The 23,803-nt window shown below is 35.4% G+C and carries 26 protein-coding genes and 2 other annotated features; of the genes, 5 read left to right on the forward strand and 21 right to left on the reverse strand.

Annotation, left to right across the window (positions count from 1 at the left end; all coding sequences use genetic code 11):
• Positions 1–7: 7 nt before the first annotated feature.
• The 8 genes from obgE to HMPREF2937_RS12395 form a co-directional block, all read right to left on the reverse strand.
• Positions 8–1,300, reverse strand: coding sequence for a GTPase ObgE (gene obgE, locus HMPREF2937_RS12365; protein ID WP_023016071.1), 1,293 nt, complete (start codon positions 1,298–1,300; stop codon positions 8–10).
• 131 nt (positions 1,301–1,431) lie between these two features.
• Positions 1,432–1,716, reverse strand: a complete 285-nt coding sequence (gene rpmA, locus HMPREF2937_RS12370) for a 50S ribosomal protein L27 (RefSeq protein WP_002481128.1) — start codon at positions 1,714–1,716, stop codon at positions 1,432–1,434.
• An 11-nt stretch (positions 1,717–1,727) separates the two neighbouring features.
• Entirely contained in the window at positions 1,728–2,048 is a 321-nt protein-coding gene (locus HMPREF2937_RS12375) for a ribosomal-processing cysteine protease Prp (protein ID WP_002481129.1), read from the reverse strand.
• 2 nt (positions 2,049–2,050) lie between these two features.
• Positions 2,051–2,359 carry a 50S ribosomal protein L21 gene (gene rplU / locus HMPREF2937_RS12380; RefSeq protein WP_002481130.1) on the reverse strand — a complete coding sequence of 103 codons (309 nt, stop codon included), beginning with the start codon at positions 2,357–2,359 and terminating at the stop codon, positions 2,051–2,053.
• A 12-nt stretch (positions 2,360–2,371) separates the two neighbouring features.
• Positions 2,372–2,448 (reverse strand) — a sequence feature (ribosomal protein L21 leader region).
• 32 nt (positions 2,449–2,480) lie between these two features.
• On the reverse strand, positions 2,481–3,002 hold the full coding sequence (mreD, locus tag HMPREF2937_RS12385) for a rod shape-determining protein MreD (protein ID WP_002481131.1): 522 nt from the start codon (positions 3,000–3,002) through the stop codon (positions 2,481–2,483).
• On the reverse strand, positions 3,002–3,841 hold the full coding sequence (mreC, locus tag HMPREF2937_RS12390; RefSeq protein WP_002481132.1) for a rod shape-determining protein MreC: 840 nt from the start codon (positions 3,839–3,841) through the stop codon (positions 3,002–3,004). Before mreC ends, mreD begins: the two co-directional genes overlap by 1 nt.
• Positions 3,842–4,056: 215 nt before the next feature.
• Positions 4,057–4,182, reverse strand: a complete 126-nt coding sequence (locus HMPREF2937_RS14145; RefSeq protein ID WP_002481133.1) for a hypothetical protein — start codon at positions 4,180–4,182, stop codon at positions 4,057–4,059.
• Positions 4,183–4,276: 94 nt separating this feature from the next.
• Positions 4,277–4,744 (reverse strand): DUF4930 family protein, encoded by a 468-nt coding sequence (locus HMPREF2937_RS12395; RefSeq protein WP_002481134.1) that lies wholly within the window; start codon positions 4,742–4,744, stop codon positions 4,277–4,279.
• 147 nt (positions 4,745–4,891) lie between these two features.
• Between HMPREF2937_RS12395 and HMPREF2937_RS13860 the strand changes: the two genes are divergently transcribed.
• Positions 4,892–5,062, forward strand: a complete 171-nt coding sequence (locus HMPREF2937_RS13860; RefSeq protein ID WP_002481135.1) for a hypothetical protein — start codon at positions 4,892–4,894, stop codon at positions 5,060–5,062.
• Between the two features lie 55 nt (positions 5,063–5,117).
• Here HMPREF2937_RS13860 and radC read toward each other — a convergent pair whose 3' ends face one another.
• The 4 genes from radC to HMPREF2937_RS12410 form a co-directional block, all read right to left on the reverse strand.
• Positions 5,118–5,798: a RadC family protein gene (gene radC / locus HMPREF2937_RS12400; RefSeq protein ID WP_070864712.1), complete on the reverse strand. Its 681-nt coding sequence runs from the start codon at positions 5,796–5,798 to the stop codon at positions 5,118–5,120.
• 14 nt (positions 5,799–5,812) lie between these two features.
• On the reverse strand, positions 5,813–6,532 hold the full coding sequence (locus HMPREF2937_RS14285; protein ID WP_083326955.1) for a prepilin peptidase: 720 nt from the start codon (positions 6,530–6,532) through the stop codon (positions 5,813–5,815).
• Between the two features lie 210 nt (positions 6,533–6,742).
• On the reverse strand, positions 6,743–8,011 hold the full coding sequence (locus tag HMPREF2937_RS12405) for a bifunctional folylpolyglutamate synthase/dihydrofolate synthase (RefSeq protein WP_070864713.1): 1,269 nt from the start codon (positions 8,009–8,011) through the stop codon (positions 6,743–6,745).
• An 11-nt stretch (positions 8,012–8,022) separates the two neighbouring features.
• Complete coding sequence (locus HMPREF2937_RS12410; protein WP_070864714.1) at positions 8,023–10,653, reverse strand: valine--tRNA ligase; 2,631 nt, start codon at positions 10,651–10,653, stop codon at positions 8,023–8,025.
• Positions 10,654–10,693: 40 nt separating this feature from the next.
• Positions 10,694–10,907, reverse strand: a binding site (T-box leader).
• A gap of 62 nt (positions 10,908–10,969) precedes the next feature.
• On the opposite strand from HMPREF2937_RS12410, the gene HMPREF2937_RS12415 reads away from it, so the two are divergent.
• The 4 genes from HMPREF2937_RS12415 (at position 10,970) to pcp (ending at position 13,928) form a co-directional block, all read left to right on the forward strand.
• A complete protein-coding gene (locus tag HMPREF2937_RS12415) occupies positions 10,970–11,530 on the forward strand; it encodes a DNA-3-methyladenine glycosylase I (RefSeq protein WP_070864715.1) in 561 nt (186 codons plus the stop codon).
• Positions 11,531–11,640: 110 nt separating this feature from the next.
• A complete protein-coding gene (locus tag HMPREF2937_RS12420) occupies positions 11,641–12,339 on the forward strand; it encodes a DUF969 domain-containing protein (protein WP_023016078.1) in 699 nt (232 codons plus the stop codon).
• On the forward strand, positions 12,336–13,262 hold the full coding sequence (locus HMPREF2937_RS12425; RefSeq protein WP_070864717.1) for a DUF979 domain-containing protein: 927 nt from the start codon (positions 12,336–12,338) through the stop codon (positions 13,260–13,262). The genes HMPREF2937_RS12420 and HMPREF2937_RS12425 overlap by 4 nt, the downstream gene beginning before the upstream one ends.
• 24 nt (positions 13,263–13,286) lie before the next feature.
• Positions 13,287–13,928, forward strand: a complete 642-nt coding sequence (gene pcp, locus HMPREF2937_RS12430; RefSeq protein ID WP_070864719.1) for a pyroglutamyl-peptidase I — start codon at positions 13,287–13,289, stop codon at positions 13,926–13,928.
• A gap of 53 nt (positions 13,929–13,981) precedes the next feature.
• Here pcp and HMPREF2937_RS12435 read toward each other — a convergent pair whose 3' ends face one another.
• The 9 genes from HMPREF2937_RS12435 to clpX all read right to left on the reverse strand — a co-directional run bounded on the left by HMPREF2937_RS12435 (position 13,982) and on the right by clpX (position 23,616).
• Positions 13,982–15,058: an AbrB family transcriptional regulator gene (locus HMPREF2937_RS12435; RefSeq protein ID WP_070864721.1), complete on the reverse strand. Its 1,077-nt coding sequence runs from the start codon at positions 15,056–15,058 to the stop codon at positions 13,982–13,984.
• A 180-nt stretch (positions 15,059–15,238) separates the two neighbouring features.
• A complete protein-coding gene (gene hemL, locus HMPREF2937_RS12440) occupies positions 15,239–16,528 on the reverse strand; it encodes a glutamate-1-semialdehyde 2,1-aminomutase (protein WP_002481144.1) in 1,290 nt (429 codons plus the stop codon).
• Positions 16,529–17,512, reverse strand: coding sequence for a porphobilinogen synthase (gene hemB, locus HMPREF2937_RS12445; RefSeq protein WP_002481145.1), 984 nt, complete (start codon positions 17,510–17,512; stop codon positions 16,529–16,531). It abuts the gene before it with no gap.
• Positions 17,509–18,198 (reverse strand): uroporphyrinogen-III synthase, encoded by a 690-nt coding sequence (locus tag HMPREF2937_RS12450; RefSeq protein WP_057510435.1) that lies wholly within the window; start codon positions 18,196–18,198, stop codon positions 17,509–17,511. Before HMPREF2937_RS12450 ends, hemB begins: the two co-directional genes overlap by 4 nt.
• A gap of 24 nt (positions 18,199–18,222) precedes the next feature.
• Positions 18,223–19,149 carry a hydroxymethylbilane synthase gene (gene hemC / locus HMPREF2937_RS12455; RefSeq protein ID WP_002481147.1) on the reverse strand — a complete coding sequence of 309 codons (927 nt, stop codon included), beginning with the start codon at positions 19,147–19,149 and terminating at the stop codon, positions 18,223–18,225.
• Between the two features lie 31 nt (positions 19,150–19,180).
• A complete protein-coding gene (locus HMPREF2937_RS12460; protein ID WP_002481148.1) occupies positions 19,181–20,005 on the reverse strand; it encodes a cytochrome C assembly family protein in 825 nt (274 codons plus the stop codon).
• Positions 20,006–20,027: 22 nt separating this feature from the next.
• Positions 20,028–21,365: a glutamyl-tRNA reductase gene (hemA, locus tag HMPREF2937_RS12465; RefSeq protein ID WP_070864722.1), complete on the reverse strand. Its 1,338-nt coding sequence runs from the start codon at positions 21,363–21,365 to the stop codon at positions 20,028–20,030.
• A gap of 252 nt (positions 21,366–21,617) precedes the next feature.
• A complete protein-coding gene (gene yihA / locus HMPREF2937_RS12470; protein ID WP_023016081.1) occupies positions 21,618–22,205 on the reverse strand; it encodes a ribosome biogenesis GTP-binding protein YihA/YsxC in 588 nt (195 codons plus the stop codon).
• Positions 22,206–22,353: 148 nt separating this feature from the next.
• Positions 22,354–23,616 (reverse strand): ATP-dependent Clp protease ATP-binding subunit ClpX, encoded by a 1,263-nt coding sequence (gene clpX / locus HMPREF2937_RS12475; RefSeq protein WP_002481151.1) that lies wholly within the window; start codon positions 23,614–23,616, stop codon positions 22,354–22,356.
• Positions 23,617–23,803: the final 187 nt, after the last annotated feature.

Consider the following 23,803-nt stretch of genomic DNA (forward strand, 5'->3'; position numbering starts at 1 on the left):
GACACCTCTATTCAACGAATTCAAATTCTCCGCCTAAAATTCTTACGATATCTCCATTTTTCGCACCACGTTCTCTTAATGCATCATCAATACCCATTGAACGCATTTGACGCGCAAAACGTCTAACTGCCGGGTCACTATTGAAATCAGTCATATGGAACATTCTTTCAATTGCTTTACCGCTGACCACAAATGCTGCATCATCATCACGTGTAATTGTGAATGCATCTTGTGATGGTGTGTGTTTGTATAATACACGGTTCACACCTAATGCTTCATCATCTTCTTTAGAGAAATCAACATCTTTATACTCTTCTAGTTTATCAGCAATCGCATAAAGTAATTGATCAAGGTTTTCTCGTGTATAAGCAGAAATTGGAATAATCTCTACATCGTCACCAACTTCAGACTTAAAGAGTTCTAAATTATCTTGCGCGTCTGGCAAGTCCATTTTATTTGCGACGATGATTTGTGGACGATCTTCTAAACGTTGACCGTAAGATTTCAATTCATTGTTAATAGTTTGGTAATCTTCATAAGGATCTCTGCCTTCTGATCCACTCATGTCAATCACATGTACAATGACTTTAGTTCTTTCGACATGACGTAAGAATTGATGTCCTAAACCAACACCCTCTGAAGCACCTTCAATTAATCCAGGTAAATCAGCCATAACAAAGCTACGACCGTCAGGTGTTGAAACAACACCTAAATTTGGTTTAATCGTTGTGAAATGGTATGCTCCGATTTTAGGCTTTGCTTTTGAGACTGTTGAAAGCAATGTAGATTTACCTACACTTGGGAAACCAACTAAGCCAACATCTGCCATTAATTTTAATTCTAATGTGACTTCAATTTCTTCACCAGGTTCACCATTTTCACTGAAATCAGGTGCTGGGTTTCTTGGTGTTGCAAATCGAGAGTTGCCTCGACCACCACGTCCACCTTTAGCGACAACGGCACGTTGTCCATTTTCTACTAGGTCAGCGATGACTTCATCCGTTTCAACTGCTTTAATAATTGTGCCTGGTGGGACTCTTAATACTAAATCTTCCGCATTTCTACCATGCATGTTACTACTTTGGCCGCCTTCACCACGTTTGGCTTTGAATTGGCGTTGATATCTGAAATCGAGTAATGTACGTAACCCTTCGTCTACTTCAAAAACTATAGATGCACCGCGACCGCCGTCTCCGCCTGCCGGGCCTCCGAAAGGAACATATTTCTCTCTTCTATATGCAGTGATACCGTTACCGCCATCGCCTGCTTTTAATAATATTTTAACTTGATCGACAAACATGTTTCTCACCTCTTTTATATATATTTTCTAATGCAATATCTAGATTATTATATCATTCTTTATGTACGCTTAGAAATAAAGACAAAAATAAAACACCAGAAGTTAAACTTCTGGTGTTGCGTCAACAAAAATTACTCAGCTGCAGCGTATACTGAAACTTGTTTTTTGTTACGGCCTTTGCGTTCGAATTTAACAACGCCGTCAATTTTAGCGAATAATGTGTCATCGCCGCCGCGACCTACATTTTCACCAGGGTAGATTTTAGTTCCGCGTTGACGGAATAAAATTGATCCACCTGTTACGAATTGTCCGTCAGCACGTTTAGCGCCAAGACGTTTAGATTCAGAGTCACGTCCGTTTTTAGTAGAACTTACCCCTTTTTTCGATGCGAAGAATTGTAAGTTTAATTTTAACATCTGGATACACCTCACTTATAATTTAATTTTATATTATCGTGGTACTCGTCTTCAATAGTTTGAAGTGATACGAGCATTGCTTGCAAAATCAATTGCGCTTGTTCATCGTTTACGTTTACACTTCTGAGATGGAAATAGCCTCCATCATCGTCATAATCTATGTCAGGTCTTTCAGATGTTAATCCGAGGATAGCATTGACACTTCCGAATAAAACCGCTGAAGCGCCAGCACAGACAATATCATGACCATACTCGCCATGTTCAGCATGACCATCCATGATGACATCTGTTACTTGACCCTCTTCATTAAACGAAACGTCTATCTTAATCATGATTAAGCGTTGATTGCGTCGATTGTTAATTTAGTGTATGGTTGACGATGGCCTTTTTTACGTTTATAGTCTTTACGACGTTTGTAAGTAAATACAGTGATTTTCTTACCGCGACCTTGTTTGTTTACTGTAGCTGTTACTGTCGCACCTTCAACTGTTGGCGCACCAACTTTGACTGCGTCTCCACCTACAAATAAAACTTTGTCAAAAGTGAAAGTGTCACCTTCGTTTACATCTAATTTTTCAACGTAAATTTCTTGACCTTTTTCTACTTTAATTTGTTTACCGCCTGTTTCGATAATAGCAAACATACTTTGCACCTCCTATAAAATAAGTCACGCCATATATAGGTGATACACTTGGTATACTTAAACCTATATTTGAGCGGTTGTATGTAGCTATAAACTACTCAACTGCTAAAGCTTACCATCCCTAGGCTTTCCTGTCAATTGGCAAATCTAATTTTTTGATTAATTTTTTAATCAAGCTAAAAACAATCAACAATAACAGTAAATTTACGAAAGCGGTTGGTAATAATCGGAATAATAAAAAGTCCCAAAGATTAAATTTAATTAATCCTAACAAACCATAAATTAATGCTTGGTAAATTTCAAAGATGATTGTAAACAGCCAAACACCAATGAATACCATCGTATGATCTCGATAGTATACTTTGAAAAAGAAATCCATCAAAATCACAAATAATAAATAACCAAATGTATTTAAACCATAGATTGTTCCATAATATAAATCAGTAGTTAATCCGAAAATTATCGCAAGTACAACTGCGATACTTGGTTTTTTATAGATGGTAATAATCAACAAATACATCAACAATAAATGCGGTACGAAGATAATCCCTCTTCCACCGATTTGCATCGGTATCACTAAAGCGATTAATGAATCAAGATAGAACAATACAGCCCCAATTAAAAAATAGTAAAACGCACGCATTATTCATCACCGCTTTCATCAGGAAGTGTTTTCGGATCGCGTTGTGCAACATAAACATGATCTAAGTCACTTAAATCTGCCGCTGTTTTTACTCTCACTTCTTTTGAAAGCCCATATTGATCATTTTCTACTTTAGTAACTTCACCGATATATAAATTGCTTGGTATTTGGTTCGCTAAACCACTTGTCACAACTTTATCGCCTTTTGCGATTTTATCCTTATTATCAATATCACTGATAACTAATTCATTTGTTTTTCTATCATAATGGTTAATCAACCCGAAGATTTTTTTAGAATCATGTTGAATATTAACTGAAAGTTTACCATTACGAGATGAAGTTGAAAGCAAATCTACTTGAGCAGAAAACTGATTGACTTTGACAACTCTGCCGACTAAACCTTCTGCTGTAATAACAGCTTGGTTTTGTTTGATTCCGGCTTTTTTCCCTTTATCAATAATCGCTTTATTCATCCATTGGTCTGGATTTCTAGCAATCACTGTTGCGCTGAGAGGTTCGTATTTAGAGATGTCTTTAATATCTAATTCTTTACGAAAACCTTCATTTTCCGCTTTCAATCTCTCATTTTCTGCCTCTAATTGTTTGATTTTATTTTTATCCTCTTTTGATGTTTTTCCATTGAATAAACCGTCAATTGAACCTGTTACTATATGTAATGGATAAGATAGTACGCGTTGAGGAACGGACACGGTATCACCGACATATTGTTCCACAGGCGATTGGTGATGTGATCTGATCGATAACCCTATTAACGATATAAATAGAATCAGGGAACAGAAAATAACAATCAATTTGTTATTTTTAAAAAACTTGGACAACCTGAACACCTCTATTAACTCAATTTTTCATATCTCACTATATTTTATATTATTATACACCTTAGTTAAAGTGCCAACTGTACCTGGCAAAAAATACTTAAAAAAAGAGCATCAGCAATTCATTTGAAATCGGCTGATGCCCAAAAAATATCTTCATTTTATTTTAATTAAAAATCAGGTGTAAATGTTCATATACACTATCTAAGTCTGAATCATTATTTCTTGTTGCTGTCTTCTTTTTCATCTTCTTTATACAGGGTTTCTTCTTTTCTCCAGTTCTCAAACAGCTTTTGCGCTTTTGATTGTTCAGCAGCGTTTTTTCCATTTGTTTGTTTACTCATTAAAGAACACCAAACCTCTCTATCAATGATTCAACACAAGGGTAACGTAAGACTGTATTATTTTCAAGATAATGCACTATAGAAACAACTCGATTTATTTAAAATAAGCTACAGGGTGCATTTGTATATTTTGCTGCATCGCTTGTAAGTCTTGATGCAGTTCAATTTCCGTTGCGTAAATACGTAATTCATCAGAACCGAATTTGTACATGATAAACTGATTGCCACGTTGCCCAATTAAATAATTTTCATTATAGCCCATTCTACTTAATCCGCTGACATCCATAAACTCTTCTTTATTCAACATGTTAAAGATGTTCTTAGTCTGACTTGCGGGCATATTATTCAAAATATCATTTTTTTCCACAACATAACGTTGGCCAGGTTTGAAATCTTCAATTGGTACATTACCGCCTTGATAAGATGAATAGGTAGTTTTATTGCTGATTGGATTCCATTCTTGTTCTTTTAAAAACGGTGCATATTTCAACGCAAAAAAGACAATTACAATGATGCATCCGACTGCTATAATATTTTTAATGATGTTAAATAGAAAACGCATCCTCACACCGTCCCATTCTTAATGATTTCATTGTACGCTTTTTTACGAGAATTTTCATCAGACTAGAGAACGACACTTGATTTAAATCCCAAGACCGATGCATCCACAATACATTTCAGTTACACTATATGTAAAGGAGTTGCAGCCATGTCAATTTTAACAATTATTTTACTCGTATTATTGATTGGTCTACTCTTCAGAGTAGGTGTTTCATTACTACGTTTTATCATAAAAATTGCGATTTTCGCTTTAATTATTTATTTAGCTTATCAAGGGATTATGTGGATTCTGAACTATTTTCAAATGCATCCATTTTAAATCAAAGCATATTTACTATATTCCGATAACACCTTCATGTCGTGTTATCGGTTTTTTAATCATCAAAATACCCCGCTTCAACCAAACTCAAATACTTCGCATCTCCAATAATTATATGATCAAGCAATTCAATGCCAAGCACTCTGCCACACTCTTGCAATCGTTTTGTTGTATGAATATCTTCTTTTGAAGGTGTCACATCACCAGACGGATGATTATGTACCACAATAATCGCATTGCTCGACCACTTAATAGCTGCTTTAAATACCTCTCTAGGATGCACCACAGAAGAATTCAAAGTTCCTACAAAGATGACTTCATGACGAATTACAATATTCTTTGAGTTCAAAAATAATACCTCAAACTGTTCATGTGTTAAATGCATCATCCTCGATAAAAAATAATCCGCCGCATCTTGGGGTGAATTAATTTTTACTTTCTCTTTTTGATCCGGCGCATTCATACGTTCACCTAGTACAAACGCTGCCTTTAAAATCACCGCTTTATACATACCGATACCTTTCACATCCATCAAGTCATTTAAAGACAATAGTTTTAAATCTTTAAGCTTCGTTGTTAAATTTAATAAATCTTGCGCAACTTCGACACTAGACCGCCCTTTTCTGCCAGTATTAATCAATATGGCAAGCAACTCGGACTCAGATAAGTGTTGCGCTCCTTTAGCTATAAGCTTCTCTCTAGGTTTATCACAATCAGGTAAGTGTTTTATATTCAAAATGAAACCTCCGTTTAATAAAAGTGAAGTATAAATAATAAGTTAGGATAAAAGATAGAAATAGTTAAAAAGCTGATAAAAATAAAAGGGATAAGCGGCACTTCTAATATTCTACGCTTCGTGAACAAACGAAACATTATCATAAATAAACCACCAATAATAAAAGTCATACAGAATATCATGAGGAAAAATAAATAAGGAAAGACGAGACTGAGTAAAGTGAAAATTAAAATGTCTCCGTACCCTATCGCATGAGGTGCAAGTATAAATAAAATGTGAAGCAAAATTACAATAACAATTTGCGTTATAAACACCTTTGGCGCTAAGGCTATGACAACTATAATAAAAATTAAAACAAAGTGGACGGGAATCGTATGTGTATGCATATCATACAGTGCAGCAACGAGCAGAAATAAATATAAAGCAAGAAATAATGCAGAAGATGGGTAAATTACATTGAAAACAAGCAAACCGATTGGCAATAACGCACATAATTCACCTATAACATGTAATTTAGAGAGTTTGTGCCTACAATACCGGCATTGACCTTTTAATATCACAAAACTAATAATCGGAACTAAATCATACCATTTTAAATCATGATGACACGTTTCACATTTTGAACGTTGTTTCATATAACTGAAGTTTAATGTTTTAACAAAACACAGTTGATACAAAAAACTTTCAAGCACTGAAGTGATTAGGACAGCTACAATAACGTGCAGAAGCTTCACCTACTTTCTGAAATATCAACGTTATTATACGTGCTAGGAAGGTCATTTTCAAATAGTATGTATAAAATATTTTATTTTAATTTTTTACGAACAAACACCATATATAATTGTCATTTTTACATACAGAAAACATTAAAAACTCCTTCTGAAATGGCCGTGAATAAACGTCATCTCAAAAGGAGTTTAGTATTTAATATTTAATTAAAGCCATTAAGCTTCAAAGTTCACTTTTGCTTTCACTTCACTGATGAAGTATAAGCTGCCAGTAATAACCAATGTATCGCCTTCATAATTCTCTACAAAGTCTACATAGTCATCAATTAAAATTGGATCAAAATGTTCTGCTTCATTTGCGATTTCTTCTTTTGGCTTCGCACGATAGAAATCAAAGTCTGTGATATAAACATGATCTGCAATTTGTCCTAAATCTTCTAACATATGATGAATTGGTTTGCCGCTTACAGCTGAGAACAAAATATCAACCTTATCTTTATGATAATAATTTTGAATTGTACTCACTAATGCATCGATGCTTTCATTATTATGAGCGCCATCAATAATCATAAGCGGTTTTTCTTTAACTTCTTCAATACGCCCTGTCCAGCTGACTTCTTCCATAGCTTTAATCATTTTATTGAAGTCTAACTGAATTTGACCCGCTTCAAACATCACAATTAACGCTGTAATCGCTAAAGCTGCATTTTCTTTTTGATGTTCGCCAAGCATATGCAACGCTATGTTTTCTAATTCATAATCTTTAAAGCGATACGTAAATTCATCTTCTTCTGAAACAACAGAAATATCTTTATCCAACTCATAAGCAGGCGCTTGTTGTTTTTCTGCATATTCGCTCAAGTATTTTAAAGCATCATCTTCTTTAACAGAATAAACAAACGGCGTATCCGCTTTAATAATATCACCTTTATCTTTAGCAATATCCAAATAAGTTGAACCTAATAAATCTGTATGATCTAAACCAATGCTCGTTAGAATTGTCAAAATAGGTGAAAATACATTTGTCGAATCATTTTTAATACCAAGTCCTGCTTCAACAATCACAAAGTCTACAGGTCGGATCGCGCCGAAGTATAAGAACATCATCGTTGTTATAATTTCAAATTCAGTTGCTGTTCCATATTCAGTTTCCGCTTCCATCTCTTCACTTACCGGCTTCACACGAGCAACCAGGTCAACGATAACATCATCGCTGACTGGCATCCCGTTTAAGCTGATTCTTTCATTGAACGTTTCAATATAGGGTGAAGTAAATGTACCGACATCATAACCATTCTCGACAAGTGCAGCACGTAGATATGCGACTGTAGAACCTTTGCCATTTGTTCCGCCGACATGGATGCCTTTAATGTTTTGTTCTGGATGACCTAGGCGTTCTAGCATCCACTCCATGCGTTTTGTGCCTGGTTTGATACCAAACTTATTTCTTTCGTGTATCCAATATAAGCTGTCTAGGTAATTCATTATCAGGACTCCTATGCTTTTAATTGTTCAATTCTAGCTTTGACGCTATCATATTTTTCTTGATAATCTTCTTTTTTGGCACGTTCTTCATTGATAATTTTTTCAGGCGCTTTATTAACGAAGTTTTCGTTTGATAATTTTTTATCGACACGATCAAGTTCGCTTTGCCATTTATCTAATTCTTTTTCTAAACGTGCAATCTCTTTATCCATATCGATTAAACCTTCTAATGGTAAAATCACTTCACCTGCACCGACTACAGAAGTCATTGCTTTATCAGGTGTTTCGATATCTGTTGAAATGATTAACTCGCTTGGGTGGCCGAAGCGGTCAATGTAATGTTTATTTTCTTCAAGCATTTGAGTGATTTCCGCATTTTTCGTTTTAATATAAATCGGAATTGCTTTTGAAAGCGGTGTGTTCACTTCTGAACGAGCTTGACGGACAGCTTTAATAATTTCTACGACATATTGCATCGCTTGTTTACTGTCTTCATACATAAATTCAGTTTGAACTTGTGGCCAAGCGCTTGTCACAATTGTTTCACCTTCATGCGGTAAGTTTTGCCAAATTTCTTCTGTCACAAATGGCATATAAGGATGCAACATACGCATTGTACGGTCTAATACATAAGATAAGACTGAACGTGTAACTTGTTTTTGCGCTTCGTCTTCACCATTCATTGGAATTTTACTCATTTCGATATACCAGTCACAGAATTCATCCCAAATAAAGTTATATAAAGCACGTCCAACTTCACCAAATTCATATTTATCACTTAAGTCAGTTACCGTTTTAACTGTTTCGTTTAATCGCGTTAAAATCCATTTATCAGCAAGTGATAAGTTTTGAGATAAGTCGATATCTTCAAATTTGAAGTCTTCACCAATATTCATCAAGCTGAAACGTGCAGCGTTCCAAATTTTGTTAATGAAGTTCCAAACTGATTCTACTTTTTCAGTTGAGTAACGTAAATCGTGACCTGGAGATGAACCTGTAGCTAAGAAATATCTTAAGCTATCTGCACCATATTGGTCGATAACATCCATAGGATCTACACCGTTACCTAATGATTTACTCATTTTACGACCATCTTCAGCACGAACTAAACCATGTAATAATACATCGTTGAAAGGACGTTGATCTGTAAATTCTAATCCTTGGAAAATCATACGTGCAACCCAGAAGAAGATAATGTCATAACCTGTAACTAATGCATTAGTTGGATAGTAGCGTTCAAAATCTTTTGCTTCAGTATCTGGCCAACCAAGTGTTGAGAATGGCCATAAAGCACTAGAGAACCATGTATCTAGTACATCTTCATCTTGTGTCCAGTTTTCAATATCTTCTGGTGCTTCTTCTCCTACATAAATTTCGCCTGTTTCATTATGATACCAAGCTGGGATTTGGTGACCCCACCATAATTGACGTGAAATTGTCCAGTCACGGATATTTTCCATCCATTGATTAAATGTATGTTCAAAACGTTCAGGTACAAAATTCACACGATTATCTGTTTTTTGATTATCAAGTGCACGTTTTGCTAGAGGTTCCATATTTACGAACCATTGTGTAGATAAGTAAGGTTCTACGATGGCACCGCTTCTTTCAGAATGTCCAACAGCATGTGTGTGATCTTCAATTTTAATCACTAAGTCTTCTGCTTTTAAGTCTTCTACTAATTGGTCACGACATTCGAAGCGGTCCATACCTTCGTATTTACCAGCTTTGTCATTCATTTTACCTGATTCATCCATGACGATAATAGATTCAAGGTTATGTCTTTTACCTAATTCAAAGTCATTAGGGTCATGTGCTGGTGTTACTTTCATAGCACCACTACCAAATTCAACGTCTACATATTCATCTGCTAAAATTGGCAACTCACGACCGACAATCGGCAAAATAACTTTTCTGCCAATAACATCTTTATAACGTTCATCATTAGGGTTAACGACAATTGCAGTATCCCCTAACATTGTTTCAGGACGTGTTGTAGCAATTTCAATATATCCTTCGCCATCAGCGTAAGGATATTTAAAATGATAAAATTTACCTGGTGTGTCTTCGTGAATAACCTCAATATCAGAAATCGCTGTTTTCGCAACAGGGTCCCAGTTGATAATACGTTCGCCACGATAAATTAAACCTTTGTTATACATATCTACAAAGACTTTTTTAACCGCTTTACTTAAGCCTTCATCTAATGTGAAGCGTTCTCTATCATAATCAAGTCCAAGACCTAATTTCGCCCATTGTTGACGAATAAATGAAGCATATTCTTCTTTCCAGCTCCAAACTTCTTCTAAGAATTTCTCACGACCTAAGTCATGTCTTGAAATACCTTGTTCTTGTAATTTTGCTTCAACTTTTGCTTGTGTCGCAATACCCGCATGGTCCATACCAGGCAGATACAAAGTATCGTAACCTTGCATACGTTTCATACGTGTTAAAATGTCTTGTAACGTTGTATCCCAAGCATGACCTAAATGTAATTTACCAGTTACATTCGGAGGTGGGATAACAATCGTATATGTTTCTTTTGATGTGTCTCCGCTAGGTTTGAAATAGCCTTTCTCTACCCATTCTTGATAGCGTCCAGCTTCAACCTCATTCGGATTGTATTTTGGTTTCATTTCCATAGGACAATTCCTCCTTAAAATAAAAAACACCCGTTCCTATACATAGGACGGATGTTCCGTGGTACCACCTAAATTCAACATAGTTCATCTATATTGCACTTCATAATGATTAACGCTCAATACACGCTTTAACCTACTGTACTGTTCAGCTAAAGATCTAAGCGGGCTACCTTCAACAGCATCAATTATGTATTTTCACCAACCATACATTCTCTTTGAAATTAATCAACTGTCTACTCTTCCCGAAATCATATTCTCTACTAATTTATAGTATAATAGAACTCTAAAATAAGTCAATGCGAAGGAATGAAATTTTATGAATGAATGTGCATTCAACACAACTGATCCACTCTATATTGAATATCATAATAAAGAATGGGGTCAGCCGCTTTATGATAGTCAAAAATTATTTGAACTAATGGCTCTAGAATCACAACATGCAGGACTTTCTTGGTTAACGATTTTAAAGAAACGTCCTGCATATCGTGATGCTTTCTATCAATTTGACCCTCATAAAATTGCACAAATGACAGAAAAAGATATTGATGAACTCATGGAATTTCCTAATATCGTTCATTATAGAAAGAAGTTAGAAGCAATTGTCAGCCAAGCAAAAGGCTATATTCAAATTGAAAAAGAACATGGCAGTTTTAGTGATTTTCTGTGGTCATACGTTGATAATCAGCCGATTGATTTGCGATATCGTTCATCTAAAGACCGTATCACCGTTGATGAACGTGCTAAAAAAATGTCTAAAGACTTAAAGAAATATGGCTTTAAGTTTATGGGTCCTGTAACGATGTTTTCATTTTTAGAAGCAGCAGGTCTCTATGACGCCCACTTGATTGGTTGTCCTTATAAGCCATCAAAACAGTAGAGTAGGAGCACGGTTGTGTTCCTATTTTATTTTAAAATTTAAAATTGTCGTAAAATTCTCTCTATTTTATGCTAGAATATCAAATATATTAAATTTTAAGGGGGCATTTTATGGAATGGTTAAAATTAATAGGTATTCTAGTTATTATTATCGGATTCCTATTTAAGTTTGATACGATTGCGGTTATTTTAGCTGCTGCGATTGTAACCGGACTTGTATCCGGTATGGATTTCTTTGAAATATTAGACGTCCTCGGCAAAGCCTTTGTCGATAATCGCCTGGTATCTCTTTTCTTATTAACCTTACCTATGGTTGGTTTAATTGAACGATTTGGATTAAAAAAACAAGCAACCGTATTAATCGGAAAGGTTAAATCCATGACCAGCGGACGTTTATTATCCTTATATTTATTAATTAGAGAAATTGCAGGACTCGCTTCCATTCGGATCGGAGGTCATCCTCAATTCGTACGTCCGTTAATTAATCCGATGGTTCAAGGGGCATTGAAAACAAAATATAATTTAAAACCTGAACAAATCGATGAAAAAGATGTGGAGAAAATTAAAGCAGAAGCTTCGGCTATGGAGAACTACGGTAACTTCTTTGGCCAGAATTTATTTGTAGGTGCTGCTGGCGTACTTTTAATGGTCGGTACATTTAATTCACTTGATATTAAAGTCAATGCGGTCAGTTTAGCGCTTGCTTCTGTACCAATCGCAATCATCACAATTCTGATTGTCGTAGTTAAAAATATTTTGTTAGACCGTTACTTAGAACGTAAATACAGAAACAAGGAGGATCAAGCATGAGTCAACATACATTAGAAACTATCCTTGAGTTCTTTTATATTTTAATTGGTATCCAATTACTTTATACAGCCTACCGTGTATTGCGAGATTCAAACAAAGAAAAACGTATTGGCACTGCCCTCTTTTGGGTATTGCTTGCGATAACATTTATTTTTGGACCGTATATACCAAACGTAATCAATGGTGCACTTATCTTGTTAATGGGACTATTAACATTAACACGTCAGGTTACTATCAAAAACATCGTGGACGTTACTGAGGAACAAGGTAATCAAGGCGCTGAACGTTTTGGCAATAAACTCTTTTGGCCAGCAGTTGTTTTAGCTGTTGTAGCTGTCATCATTTCAAACTGGACACCCCTTGGCGGCGCCATTGGCTTAGGAATTGCTTCAGTTGTCGGTTTGATTGCTGCGTATTTCATTATCAAGCCTAAAGCAAAATACATGTTATATGACAGTGATAGATTGACACAACAAGTTGGGACAGTTGGTATCTTACCGCAATTCTTAGCAGCATTAGGAGTACTATTTACAGTCAGCGGTGTTGGCAAAGTGATTTCTAACGGTATTTCAAGTTTCTTACCTGAAGGCAATCACTTAATTGGCGCCACTGCGTATATATTAGGTATGGTCATTTTCACAATGTTGATGGGTAATGCATTTGCAGCTTTTACTGTTATTACCGCAAGTATTGGTATTCCTTTCGTCATTGCACAAGGTGCTGACCCTGCAATTGCTGGTGCACTAGCGATGACCGGTGGTTTCTGTGGTACTTTATTAACGCCAATGGCCGCAAACTTCAATACATTACCTGTTGCTTTATTAGAAATGAAAAATGAATTCAGTGTCATCAAAGCACAAATCCCAGTGGCTTTCATATTAATCTTAGTACATATCGGATTAATGTATTTCTGGGCATTTTAATAAACAGATAAAGGAGAAGATAACATGAATATTTTAGTTACAGCTTTTGATCCGTTTGGCAAAGAAAAAACAAATCCAGCTTTAGAAGCAGTGAAGTTATTACCAGAAACAATCGGTGAACATACGATTACTAAATTAGAAATCCCTACTGTATTCAATGAATCAGTTGAAGCTATTAAACAACAACTTAAAATTGAAACATATGATGCGGTACTTGCTATTGGACAAGCTGGCGGCAGATTTGATTTAACACCCGAACGTGTCGGCATTAATGTAGATGATGCAAGAATTGCAGATAATAAAGGTAATCAACCCATTGATGAAGTTATTCAAGAAGATGGCGCACCTGCTTACTTTTCAAATATGCCAGTAAAACGCCTGACACAAGCGATTAAAGATGCAGGTGTTCCTGCTTCACTTTCAAATACTGCAGGAACTTTTGTATGTAATCATGTACTCTATCAATTAGGATATTTGCATGCGACTACTTTCCCTTATATTAAATTTGGTTTTATTCATGTACCGTTCATTCCTGAACAAGTCACGAATAAACCGAATACACCTTCTATGGCGCTAGGTACTATTGTTAAAGGGCTGGAAGCGGCAATCTCAGAGTTATCAGCAGATAATCGTGATGAAACTATCGCATTAGGTGAAACACATTAATTTAATAAGATATATACAAAATAACCGCCTCATCGGGCGGTTATTTTCATGTGCTACTTATTCAGTTTACGCTCAGTATAGCTTAAGAAATATTTTATGATTGGCGCGATTAAGAATAAAATGAAGAAAATTCTAAAGATATGGAAACTAGAAATGATGGCTACATCAGCATGTGTTTCCATCGCAACCAAGACTATTTGACTCATACCTCCGGGTGCTGCACCTAAGAATAAATCATTTAACGGCATATGATTAAAGAGTGATATTAAATAGACCATGACACCAGCTAATAAGATGAGCATTACATTTTGGAAAGCAATAGCAACTGCCACGCGTCCTTTTAAATCATTCATTAATTTAGAAATTTGAATACCGATTCTAATCATATAGGCAATCTGTGCTGCCGCAATTAAATAGTTATCCAGTGAAAATGTTTCATTCGTAAACATGTTCCAAGCAATTAATACCACAATTGGAGCCAGCAATTGCTTCGTTGGAAAATTAATTTTTGCCATTACAAAGTAAACGATCGCAATAGCAACAATCAACAATACGATTTGTCCAATATTCAACACGTGAGTGAGCGGTTCAAGTTCCACCAATTTACTGCTAGATGCTTCTTCGCTTCCACTCGACATAAAATAAGACATCATTGGAACCAAGATGACTACGAAGATAACACGTGAAGTCTGTGTTAAACTCACTACTAATATATTGGCACGCTTGTCTTCCTCAGCCATAATTAACATCTGGCTTAATGCTCCAGGAATAACACTTAACAATGCTGTTTCATTATTTACTTTTGCAATCTTTTTAAAGAAATATGCAATCAGTATTGCCATCCCCAACAGCAATACTGTTACTAAAACAATAGATAACCAGTTTTGCGTAATATCATTTAAAACCGTCCGTGTAAATGTGGATCCAATTTGTACCCCTAGTAAAATTAAACCCAACTGACTGAGCCAAAACGGCCATTCTACTTCCAACTTGAAGACTCGGATACAAATGATACTTGCGATTATAGGACCAAACATATAAGGCAGCATGATATTCATTGCAGATAGAATCAAACTGATAACGATTGCCAGTAATAATACGATAATATTATTACGCAATTTTTTATTCATTGATTACCACTACCCTTATCCCACTACTTTTCATTCATTATCATCATAACACGCTTTATACGAAAGTTATAAGAATTGATTTCTAACCGATATTATAATCGTTCACAAAAATAATTTATACAAAAAGAGAGTGAGACACCTAGAATTTGATATCTCACTCTATAATTAAGTGAATTTATATTATTTATTTGTGACGCGTTCAAATGCTTTATCAAACGCTTCAATTGTTCTCTCAATATCTTCTTTTGTATGCGCAGTAGATAAGAATGTACCTTCGAATTGAGATGGTGGTAAGAAGACGCCTTCTTTAGCCATTTCACGATACATTTCTGAGAAGAGTTTCAAGTCACTTTGGTTTGCTTGAGCAAAGTTAGTCACTGGACCTTCATTTAAGAAGTAACCAATCATTGAACCTGCTCGGTTAACTGTTAATGGTACATTATGTTTTTTCGCAACTTTTTTCAAACCTTCTTCTAAAATATCTCCAAGTTCATTGAAGTATTCGTAGCTTTCTGGTGTAAGTTGACTCAATGTTTCATAACCACTTGTCATTGCTAATGGGTTACCTGATAATGTACCTGCTTGATAAATTGAACCAACTGGCGCAATTTTATCCATAATTTCCGCTTTACCGCCGAATGCACCGACTGGTAAACCGCCACCGATTACTTTACCTAAGCAAGTTAAGTCAGGCATAACATCGAAGTAACCTTGTGCACAGTTATAACCAACTCTGAAGCCAGTCATAACTTCGTCAAAGATTAATAATGAACCATACTCATTCGTGATATCTCTTAATCCTTGTAAGAAACCTTCAATTGGTGGAACAACCCCCATATTACCTGCTACAGGTTCTACAATCACGCCGGCAATGTCATCGCCATACATTTCAAACGCTTGTTTAATCGCATCTAAATCGTTATAAGGCACTGTAATCGTACTTTTTGCTGTTCCTTCAGGTACGCCAGGAGAATCTGGTAAACCTAAAGTCGCAACACCAGAACCCGCTTTAATTAAAAGTGAGTCACTATGACCATGGTAGCAGCCTTCAAACTTCACGATTTTATCGCGGCCTGTGTAACCTCTAGCCAAACGAATTGTATCTTGAGTTGCTTCCGTACCTGATGAAACCATTCTGACTTTTTCAATTGATGGTACACGGTCGACTACAAGTTCTGCCAATTTAATTTCTTCTAATGTAGAAGCACCAAAACTTGTACCTTTATCGACTGCTTTATGCAAGCTGTCAATCACTTGTTTGTTTTCATGACCTAAAATTAAAGGTCCCCAGCTTAATACATAATCAATATACTCATTTCCATCGATATCATAGATTTTAGAACCTTTACCATGATCCATAAAGATTGCTGGCATATCTACAGATTTAAATGCACGAACTGGACTATTCACACCGCCGGGCATTAATTGTTCTGCTTTTTTAAATGCTTCAATAGACTTTTCGTAACTCATTTATTTGTCCTCCTTATCTAAATAACGACAAACATCTTTCGCGAAATACGTAATAATCATGTCTGCACCTGCACGTTTCATTGAAACCATTTGTTCCATAACGTTACGTTCTTCGTCAATCCATCCTTGTAATGCAGCTGCTTTAACCATACTGTATTCACCGCTGACATTATATGCGATAACTGGAACATTCGTTCTTTCTTTAACATCTCTGATAATGTCTAAGTAACTTAACGCAGGTTTCACAATCATCATATCTGCACCTTCTTTTAAGTCACTTTCAAGTTCAAGCAGTGCTTCACGACGGTTAGCTGGATCCATTTGATATGTTCTGCGATCACCAAATGATGGTGTTGATTCAGCAGCATCACGGAATGGACCATAGAAACTTGATGCATATTTAATACCATAGCTCATGATTGGAATATTGTAGTAACCTGCATCATCTAAACCTTTACGAATTTCAGTCACAAAACCATCCATCATATTACTTGGTGCAATAATATCAGCACCCGCTTCTACTTGAGAAATTGCTGTTTTCACAAGCAATGGTAATGTTTTATCATTATCAACATCATGTGTATGATCATCAATTAAACCGCAGTGGCCATGATCTGTATATTCACATAAACATGTATCTGCTAACACTAACATGTCTGGATAAAGTTTTTTAGATTTTCTAGTTGCCTGTTGAATGATACCTTCATGTGCATAAGCACCTGTACCCACTGAATCTTTTTCATTTGGGACACCAAAGAACATCACCGCTCTGATACCTAAATCATAAGCTTCTTGCAATTCTTCTTCTAGGTGATTCAAGCTGATTTGATAAATCCCTGGCATAGATGGAATTTCTTGTTTAACATCGTCTCTTTCTACGACAAAGATAGGATAAATCAAATCTTCTTTACGTACGTGATTTTCTCTTACAAGACTGCGCATTGATTCATTAATACGTAGTCTTCTGTGTCTATCAAAACTCATTTAAGATTCCTACTTTCTTTTATTGTATAGATTAAACCATCAATTGTTTGTTTTCGTGCTATGACAGCATCATAACCATTTTTACGAACTGTTTCATAAGTTGGTTGACCAATAGCATAACACTCAAAATCAGGTTGTACTTGGCATCGTTTCAATGCTTTAAAAAAGTTCTCAGCGGAAGATGAACTCGCAAATGCAATACCATCAGCTGACTGTTCTTTTAACAACTTAATCGCATAAAGAATATTCTGTTGATGCTCAACAGGTTCATATAAATCAATTTTTACCACATCTGCCCCACGTTCTTTTAATACCTCTTCTAATATAGGTCGTGCTGCTTTACTGCTGGGTATAAAAATAGAGGCTCCTTCTTTGAACGTAAACTTATCTAGAAATCCTTCTTGTGAAAAATCTTCAGGACAAAAATCTACTTCTATACCATGTTGTTCACAAAAGCGTTGTGTTTTTTCACCTATAACTGCTACCTTTTCATAGCGTAATAGTGAAAGATACGGTAAAAAATATCGCACTGCATTTTTAGAAGAAAATACAAGCCAAGTATAAGAACGATTTAATACAGAATCATCAAAAGCGAGTGGTTCTAATTTAATAAAAGGCAAATGTATCCATCTTTGATCTTCTGTTGGCATTGAACTAGATTGCGTCATTATGACTGATGCACTCATAGCAATTCATCTCCGACTTATAGATTAGGCTTCATCATTTAATGCTTTAATGATTTCATATGCACCTTGTTCTTTCAAGACATCACTTGCTGCTTTGCCAAGTTCAACTGGATTTTGGCCGTTAACTGTATGTTCAAAGCGTTGTTTACCGTCAGGTGACATGATCAAGCCTGTAAATGTTAGCTGTCCGTCATTATCAACAGTTGCGTAACCTCCAATAGGGACTTGGCAACTACCGTTCATTTCTTTAAGGAACGTACGCTCTGCAGTAACACATTCTGCTACGCTTTGATTATGCACTTTTTTCAACAGGTCTAAAAGTTCTTCGTCATCACTACGACATTCAATTCCTAGTGCACCTTGACCAATTGCTGGAATGAGTAAATCCGGTTGTAAATACTCGGTAACGATATCATCAGACCAGCCCATTCTACGTAGGCCTGCAGCTGCGAGAATAATCGCATCATAATCTTCAGTTTCTAGTTTATTAAGTCTTGTATCGATATTACCTCTAATCCATTTGATTTCAAGATTAGGGTATTTTGCTAGGATTTGAGCGCCCCGTCTTAAAGAACTTGTACCAACAATGCTACCATCCGGTAAATCTGCAAGTTTCACATGATTTTTAGAAATAAATGCATCAAATGGAATTTCTCTATCAGGAACACAGCCAAGAGTTAGCCCTTCTGGTAATTCACTTGGCACGTCTTTTAAAGAGTGAATGGCTAAATCAATCTCATGGTCAAATAAGGCTTGTTGTATTTCTTTAACAAACAAACCTTTACCCCCGACTTTAGAAAGTTGTCTATCTACAATCTGATCACCTTTTGTGACGATTTCTTTGATTTCAATATCTAAATCTGGTTGTACCTCTTTTAACTTTTCAATAAATTGACGACTCTGAGTCAATGCCAATTTACTTCTTCTTGAACCAACGACAAGCTTACGCATGCCAACGTCCTCCTCTGCATAAGGTTATACTTTATCCGAAGAAATTCGGAAAATGAGAAATAAACAATAAGTTGAACATACTGAAAAGATAAATCAGCATATTAAATAAAACATGATTTAAAGGGCTTACCCATTTTCTTGTTCGTAAGAGAATGTAGATACCATAACAAATCATTACAATTATTGAAGATACCACTTTAGGATCTAACAAAATATTGAAACCTATTGTCTGAAAACCCCATTGTGCGCCTAAAATTACTCCGATAATTAAAATAACTAATCCGATGACTGTTGAATAAAACGTCATCTTTTCTAAGCTGTACACACTACCTATTCTAAAATATTTTTGATCGAAATGCTTGTGTTTAAGGTTACGATACTGCAATACATATAACACACCATTTACAAATGCGAGTGAAAATAATGCATAACTGATAATGGCCAGCGAAACATGTATAATCAACAATTCATGATTAACATTGAATTCTGCATCTCGAATATATGTTTCATTTGGTCTGAAGGTATGTATCGACATCACAACAAACCCAATGGCATTAAACAAAAATATAGAAAAGTCTAAATGTTTTACAACACTGATGACTATAGAAATCGATAAAATCATCCAGTTCAAAAAATAAAACACATCAAAGACCGAACCGAGCGGAACCGCTCTGGCCATATTGATATATAAAGACAAAGAGATTGTTTGCAGTAACCAAACAATCCCTAGTGTGTAGAACCCTAAGGTTCTAATTTTATGATTCTTTTTAAAAAAATCATAAAAATAGCAAGAAATACTGAGTAAATAAATCAGCAAGGTTACTTCATGGAAACGCACGAAAAATATATCTTGCATATCATCACCATACTATGGCTGTTTAATCAAAACCTAAGATTTGTCTTGCTGAAAGTCGGCGTTCTTTTTTTGCAACACTCTTTTCATATTCACTTTCAGCTTCAATATCAAAGATATTTTGGAACAGCTCTAATTTTTCACTGCTATTTTTATCATTACTCAATTCTTTAGCTTGTTTAATCGGATCTTTCAACATTTGATTAATGATACTTTTAGTATGTTTAGAAATCACTTTACGTTCACGTTCACTTAAATCAGGTAATTTACGGTCAATGCTATCCATAGTTTCTTGTTGGATATGCATTGCTTTTTCACGTAAAGCTCTGATAACAGGAACGACACCTAACATGTTGACCCAATCGTTATGCGTTGCGATTTCATGTGGAATTTGTTCAGCGATTTGCGCTGCTGCTGCTTCTCTTTCACGTAAATTAGCATCAACAAGTCCTTTAAGGTCATCGATATCGTAGCTGAAAATGTTCATGTCGGATTCAATAGCTGGATCAATATCTCTAGGTACCGCAATATCGATTAAAACCATTGACTCTTGTTTACGTTGACGTTTTACAGAATCCATCATATTTCGAGTAATAATATAGTCAGATGCACTTGTTGAACTAATTACTATATCCGCATTGACTAATAAGTTTTCTAATTCTTCCATAGTGGCATAAGAAGCTTGATGCTTCTCTGCTAATTGACGTGCACGCTCAGCTGTTCTATTCACAACCGTAACATGTTCGATACCTGAACCCATTAGGTTCAGTAATGAGAGTTCACTCATTTCGCCGGCACCAATAATCACAGCGTGTTGTGATTTAAGATTGCCGAATACTTTTTTAGCTAATTCTACGGCTGCATATGAAACACTGACAGCATTATCAGCAATATCTGATTCATGATGTGCACGTTTCGCAAATGTGATTGCTTGTTTAAATAAATGATTGAAAATCGTACCTGTTGTACCAACTTCTTGCGCTGTAAAGAATGCATCTCTCATTTGGCCAAGAATTTGTGTTTCCCCTAACACAATAGAATCTAAGCCTGAAGTTACATTAAATAAATGTTCTACAGCTTCATCCCCCACCAATGCTTCAGACATTGATTTGATTTCTTCAACTTCTAAACCGAATTTACGCGCTAAAAAGCGTTGGATGTAATAACGTCCAGTGTGAATCTGGTCTGCTACTGCATAGACTTCTGTTCGGTTGCATGTTGATAAAATCACGTTTTCTAATATTGATTTAGTTTCAAATAAATCAATATGCGATTCTTGTATGGCATCAGCTTTGAAAGCAACTTTCTCTCTCAGTGCTACATCAGCGGTACGATGGTTGATGCTTATCGCAATTATATGCATTTTTAACGCCCTCCATACTATTGACAGTACACTAATTATAACACACAAATTTAAACCTTAAAGTCATCAAACCTTTTTAATTAGAAATATTCTAATCTAGAAAAGGTCTAGTCATAATTTTGTCATATTTCACTTTAAATGCTAACTACATCCATATTATTGACACATTTGCTAAAAAGTTGATACTCACAGTCTTTATCATGATTCATAGGTTTCATAAATGATAAAGGTCATCTTTTTACATAAAACTCATTATAAATAACTTTGAATCGCATTCCATATCACTTGTTGATTCTTATTATTTATCGATGAATAACTGATAATTGTATCTTCACTTTCCATTTCAAGTTTTTCTCTAATCACTTTAAGATGCTTTTGAATCTTACCTTTAGCGATTTTATCTTGTTTCGTCGCAATGATTAAAACCGGCAGATCATAATACTTTAAGAAATCATACATCAGTACATCGTCTTGAGTCGGCGCATGTCTAATATCAATTAATTGGATTACCAGCTTCAATTGTTCACGTTCAGTAATATATTTTTCTATCATTTTACCAAACTGTTCTCTCTGCTTTTTACTTACTTTCGCATAGCCATAACCTGGTACATCCACAAAAACAAGTTGTTGATCTATATCATAAAAATTCAATGTTTGTGTTTTCCCTGGCTGTTGTGAAGTTCTTGCCATATTTTTACGTCCAATCATACTATTGATGAACGTTGATTTGCCTACATTTGAACGCCCGCTTAACGCCACTTCATCAAGCCCTGTTTCTGGATACTGATCGGGTTTGACTGCACTGATTAACAGTTCTATATTATTTGGGTTGATATTCATATTCGACCTCTTTTCTACTACTTTTAGATTGATTCGCGTTTCATTATATCAAATTTTAATTTTAAAAGTGAATCTATTATCAAAAATGCCCATAAAAATAGCACTCTCATACTCTCAACAGAGTAAAAGAGTGCTTGATTTATCTAAACTATGCAGAAGTTTTTTCTAAATTCACTTTGTTACCTTCTGCATCGTACAATTCTGGTGTAGATTCATTATTGATTGTATCAGCAGTAATAACCACTTTTGCTACATCATCTGTAGATGGAATATCATACATGATTTCAATTAATGACTCTTCAATGATTGAACGTAAGCCACGTGCACCAGTTTTACGTTCGATAGCTTTTTCAGCAATCGCTGTTAAAGCTTCTTCAGTAAATTCTAGTTCAACATGATCTAGCTCAAGCATTTTTTTGTATTGTTTAACTAACGCATTCTTAGGTTGCGTTAAGATATTTTTCAATGCTGAAATATCTAATGTTTCTAAGTTTGCGACAATTGGAATACGTCCGATAAATTCTGGAATTAATCCATAAGATTGTAAATCTTCTGGACGAATGTGTTCTAATAGTGCACTTTCATCAACTTTCGCCGCTTCATTGCTTGCGAAGCCGATTACTTTTTCACCTAAACGACGTTTGATGACATCATCGATACCATCAAAGGCACCACCAAGGATAAATAAGATATTCGTTGTATCAATTTGAATAAATTCTTGGTTAGGATGCTTACGTCCGCCTTGAGGTGGAACGCTTGCAGTTGTACCTTCTAGAATTTTAAGCAATGCTTGTTGAACACCTTCACCTGACACATCACGTGTAATTGAAGTGTTTTCTGATTTACGTGCAATCTTATCAATTTCATCCACGTAAATAATACCTTTTTCAGCTTTATCAATATCAAAGTCAGCTGCTTGGATTAAACGTAGTAAGATATTTTCTACGTCTTCACCAACATAACCTGCTTCAGTTAAACTTGTTGCATCCGCAATCGCAAATGGAACATTCAATGTTTTAGCTAAAGTTTGTGCAAGTAATGTTTTACCGCTACCTGTAGGTCCGATTAAAGCAACGTTACTTTTTTGTAGTTCTACATCGTCATCATTCGGTCCTAGTTGTTGGATACGTTTGTAGTGGTTGTATACAGCAACAGATAATGATTTCTTAGCTTTTTCTTGACCAATTACATAGTTGTTTAATTGATCCATAATCTCTTTCGGGGTCGGTAAATCTGTAAATTCTTCTGTAGCAGTTTGCGCAAGTTCTTCTTCAACAATCTCTGAACATAATTCAATACATTCATTACAAATGTACACGCCGCTACCAGCTACAAGTTTCTTAACTTGGTCTTGGTCTTTACCACAGAAAGAACATTTCAATTTTTCTTCATCTTCATTGAATTTAAACATTTATTATTTACACCTCTATTCCATAAAGACTATACTAAAACACTTTATAGTATGCAATAAATGTGTTTATAGACTTTATCGTTTCTTTTAAAACCTGTATATATCCGACATTTTTGCAGGTTTTAGTTCATTTACAATTATTTTTATTTTATCTATGGTGATTTCATTACTTTATCAACTTGTATAT

The organism is Staphylococcus sp. HMSC061G12, from assembly GCF_001838465.1.
GTDB lineage: Bacteria > Bacillota > Bacilli > Staphylococcales > Staphylococcaceae > Staphylococcus > Staphylococcus simulans.

Bases quoted from the DNA above. Each gene is read 5' to 3' on its own strand.
- obgE (WP_023016071.1), bottom strand. From the start codon at position 1,300: ATGTTTGTCGATCAAGTTAAAATATTATTAAAAGCAGGCGATGGCGGT.
- rpmA (WP_002481128.1), bottom strand. From the start codon at position 1,716: ATGTTAAAATTAAACTTACAATTCTTCGCATCGAAAAAAGGGGTAAGT.
- HMPREF2937_RS12375 (WP_002481129.1), bottom strand. From the start codon at position 2,048: ATGATTAAGATAGACGTTTCGTTTAATGAAGAGGGTCAAGTAACAGAT.
- rplU (WP_002481130.1), bottom strand. From the start codon at position 2,359: ATGTTTGCTATTATCGAAACAGGCGGTAAACAAATTAAAGTAGAAAAA.
- mreD (WP_002481131.1), bottom strand. From the start codon at position 3,002: ATGCGTGCGTTTTACTATTTTTTAATTGGGGCTGTATTGTTCTATCTT.
- HMPREF2937_RS14145 (WP_002481133.1), bottom strand. From the start codon at position 4,182: ATGAGTAAACAAACAAATGGAAAAAACGCTGCTGAACAATCAAAAGCG.
- HMPREF2937_RS12395 (WP_002481134.1), bottom strand. From the start codon at position 4,744: ATGCGTTTTCTATTTAACATCATTAAAAATATTATAGCAGTCGGATGC.
- HMPREF2937_RS13860 (WP_002481135.1), top strand. From the start codon at position 4,892: ATGTCAATTTTAACAATTATTTTACTCGTATTATTGATTGGTCTACTC.
- HMPREF2937_RS12405 (WP_070864713.1), bottom strand. From the start codon at position 8,011: ATGAATTACCTAGACAGCTTATATTGGATACACGAAAGAAATAAGTTT.
- HMPREF2937_RS12410 (WP_070864714.1), bottom strand. From the start codon at position 10,653: ATGGAAATGAAACCAAAATACAATCCGAATGAGGTTGAAGCTGGACGC.
- HMPREF2937_RS12415 (WP_070864715.1), top strand. From the start codon at position 10,970: ATGAATGAATGTGCATTCAACACAACTGATCCACTCTATATTGAATAT.
- HMPREF2937_RS12420 (WP_023016078.1), top strand. From the start codon at position 11,641: ATGGAATGGTTAAAATTAATAGGTATTCTAGTTATTATTATCGGATTC.
- HMPREF2937_RS12425 (WP_070864717.1), top strand. From the start codon at position 12,336: ATGAGTCAACATACATTAGAAACTATCCTTGAGTTCTTTTATATTTTA.
- pcp (WP_070864719.1), top strand. From the start codon at position 13,287: ATGAATATTTTAGTTACAGCTTTTGATCCGTTTGGCAAAGAAAAAACA.
- HMPREF2937_RS12435 (WP_070864721.1), bottom strand. From the start codon at position 15,058: ATGAATAAAAAATTGCGTAATAATATTATCGTATTATTACTGGCAATC.
- hemL (WP_002481144.1), bottom strand. From the start codon at position 16,528: ATGAGTTACGAAAAGTCTATTGAAGCATTTAAAAAAGCAGAACAATTA.
- hemB (WP_002481145.1), bottom strand. From the start codon at position 17,512: ATGAGTTTTGATAGACACAGAAGACTACGTATTAATGAATCAATGCGC.
- HMPREF2937_RS12450 (WP_057510435.1), bottom strand. From the start codon at position 18,198: ATGAGTGCATCAGTCATAATGACGCAATCTAGTTCAATGCCAACAGAA.
- hemC (WP_002481147.1), bottom strand. From the start codon at position 19,149: ATGCGTAAGCTTGTCGTTGGTTCAAGAAGAAGTAAATTGGCATTGACT.
- HMPREF2937_RS12460 (WP_002481148.1), bottom strand. From the start codon at position 20,005: ATGCAAGATATATTTTTCGTGCGTTTCCATGAAGTAACCTTGCTGATT.
- hemA (WP_070864722.1), bottom strand. From the start codon at position 21,365: ATGCATATAATTGCGATAAGCATCAACCATCGTACCGCTGATGTAGCA.
- yihA (WP_023016081.1), bottom strand. From the start codon at position 22,205: ATGAATATCAACCCAAATAATATAGAACTGTTAATCAGTGCAGTCAAA.
- clpX (WP_002481151.1), bottom strand. From the start codon at position 23,616: ATGTTTAAATTCAATGAAGATGAAGAAAAATTGAAATGTTCTTTCTGT.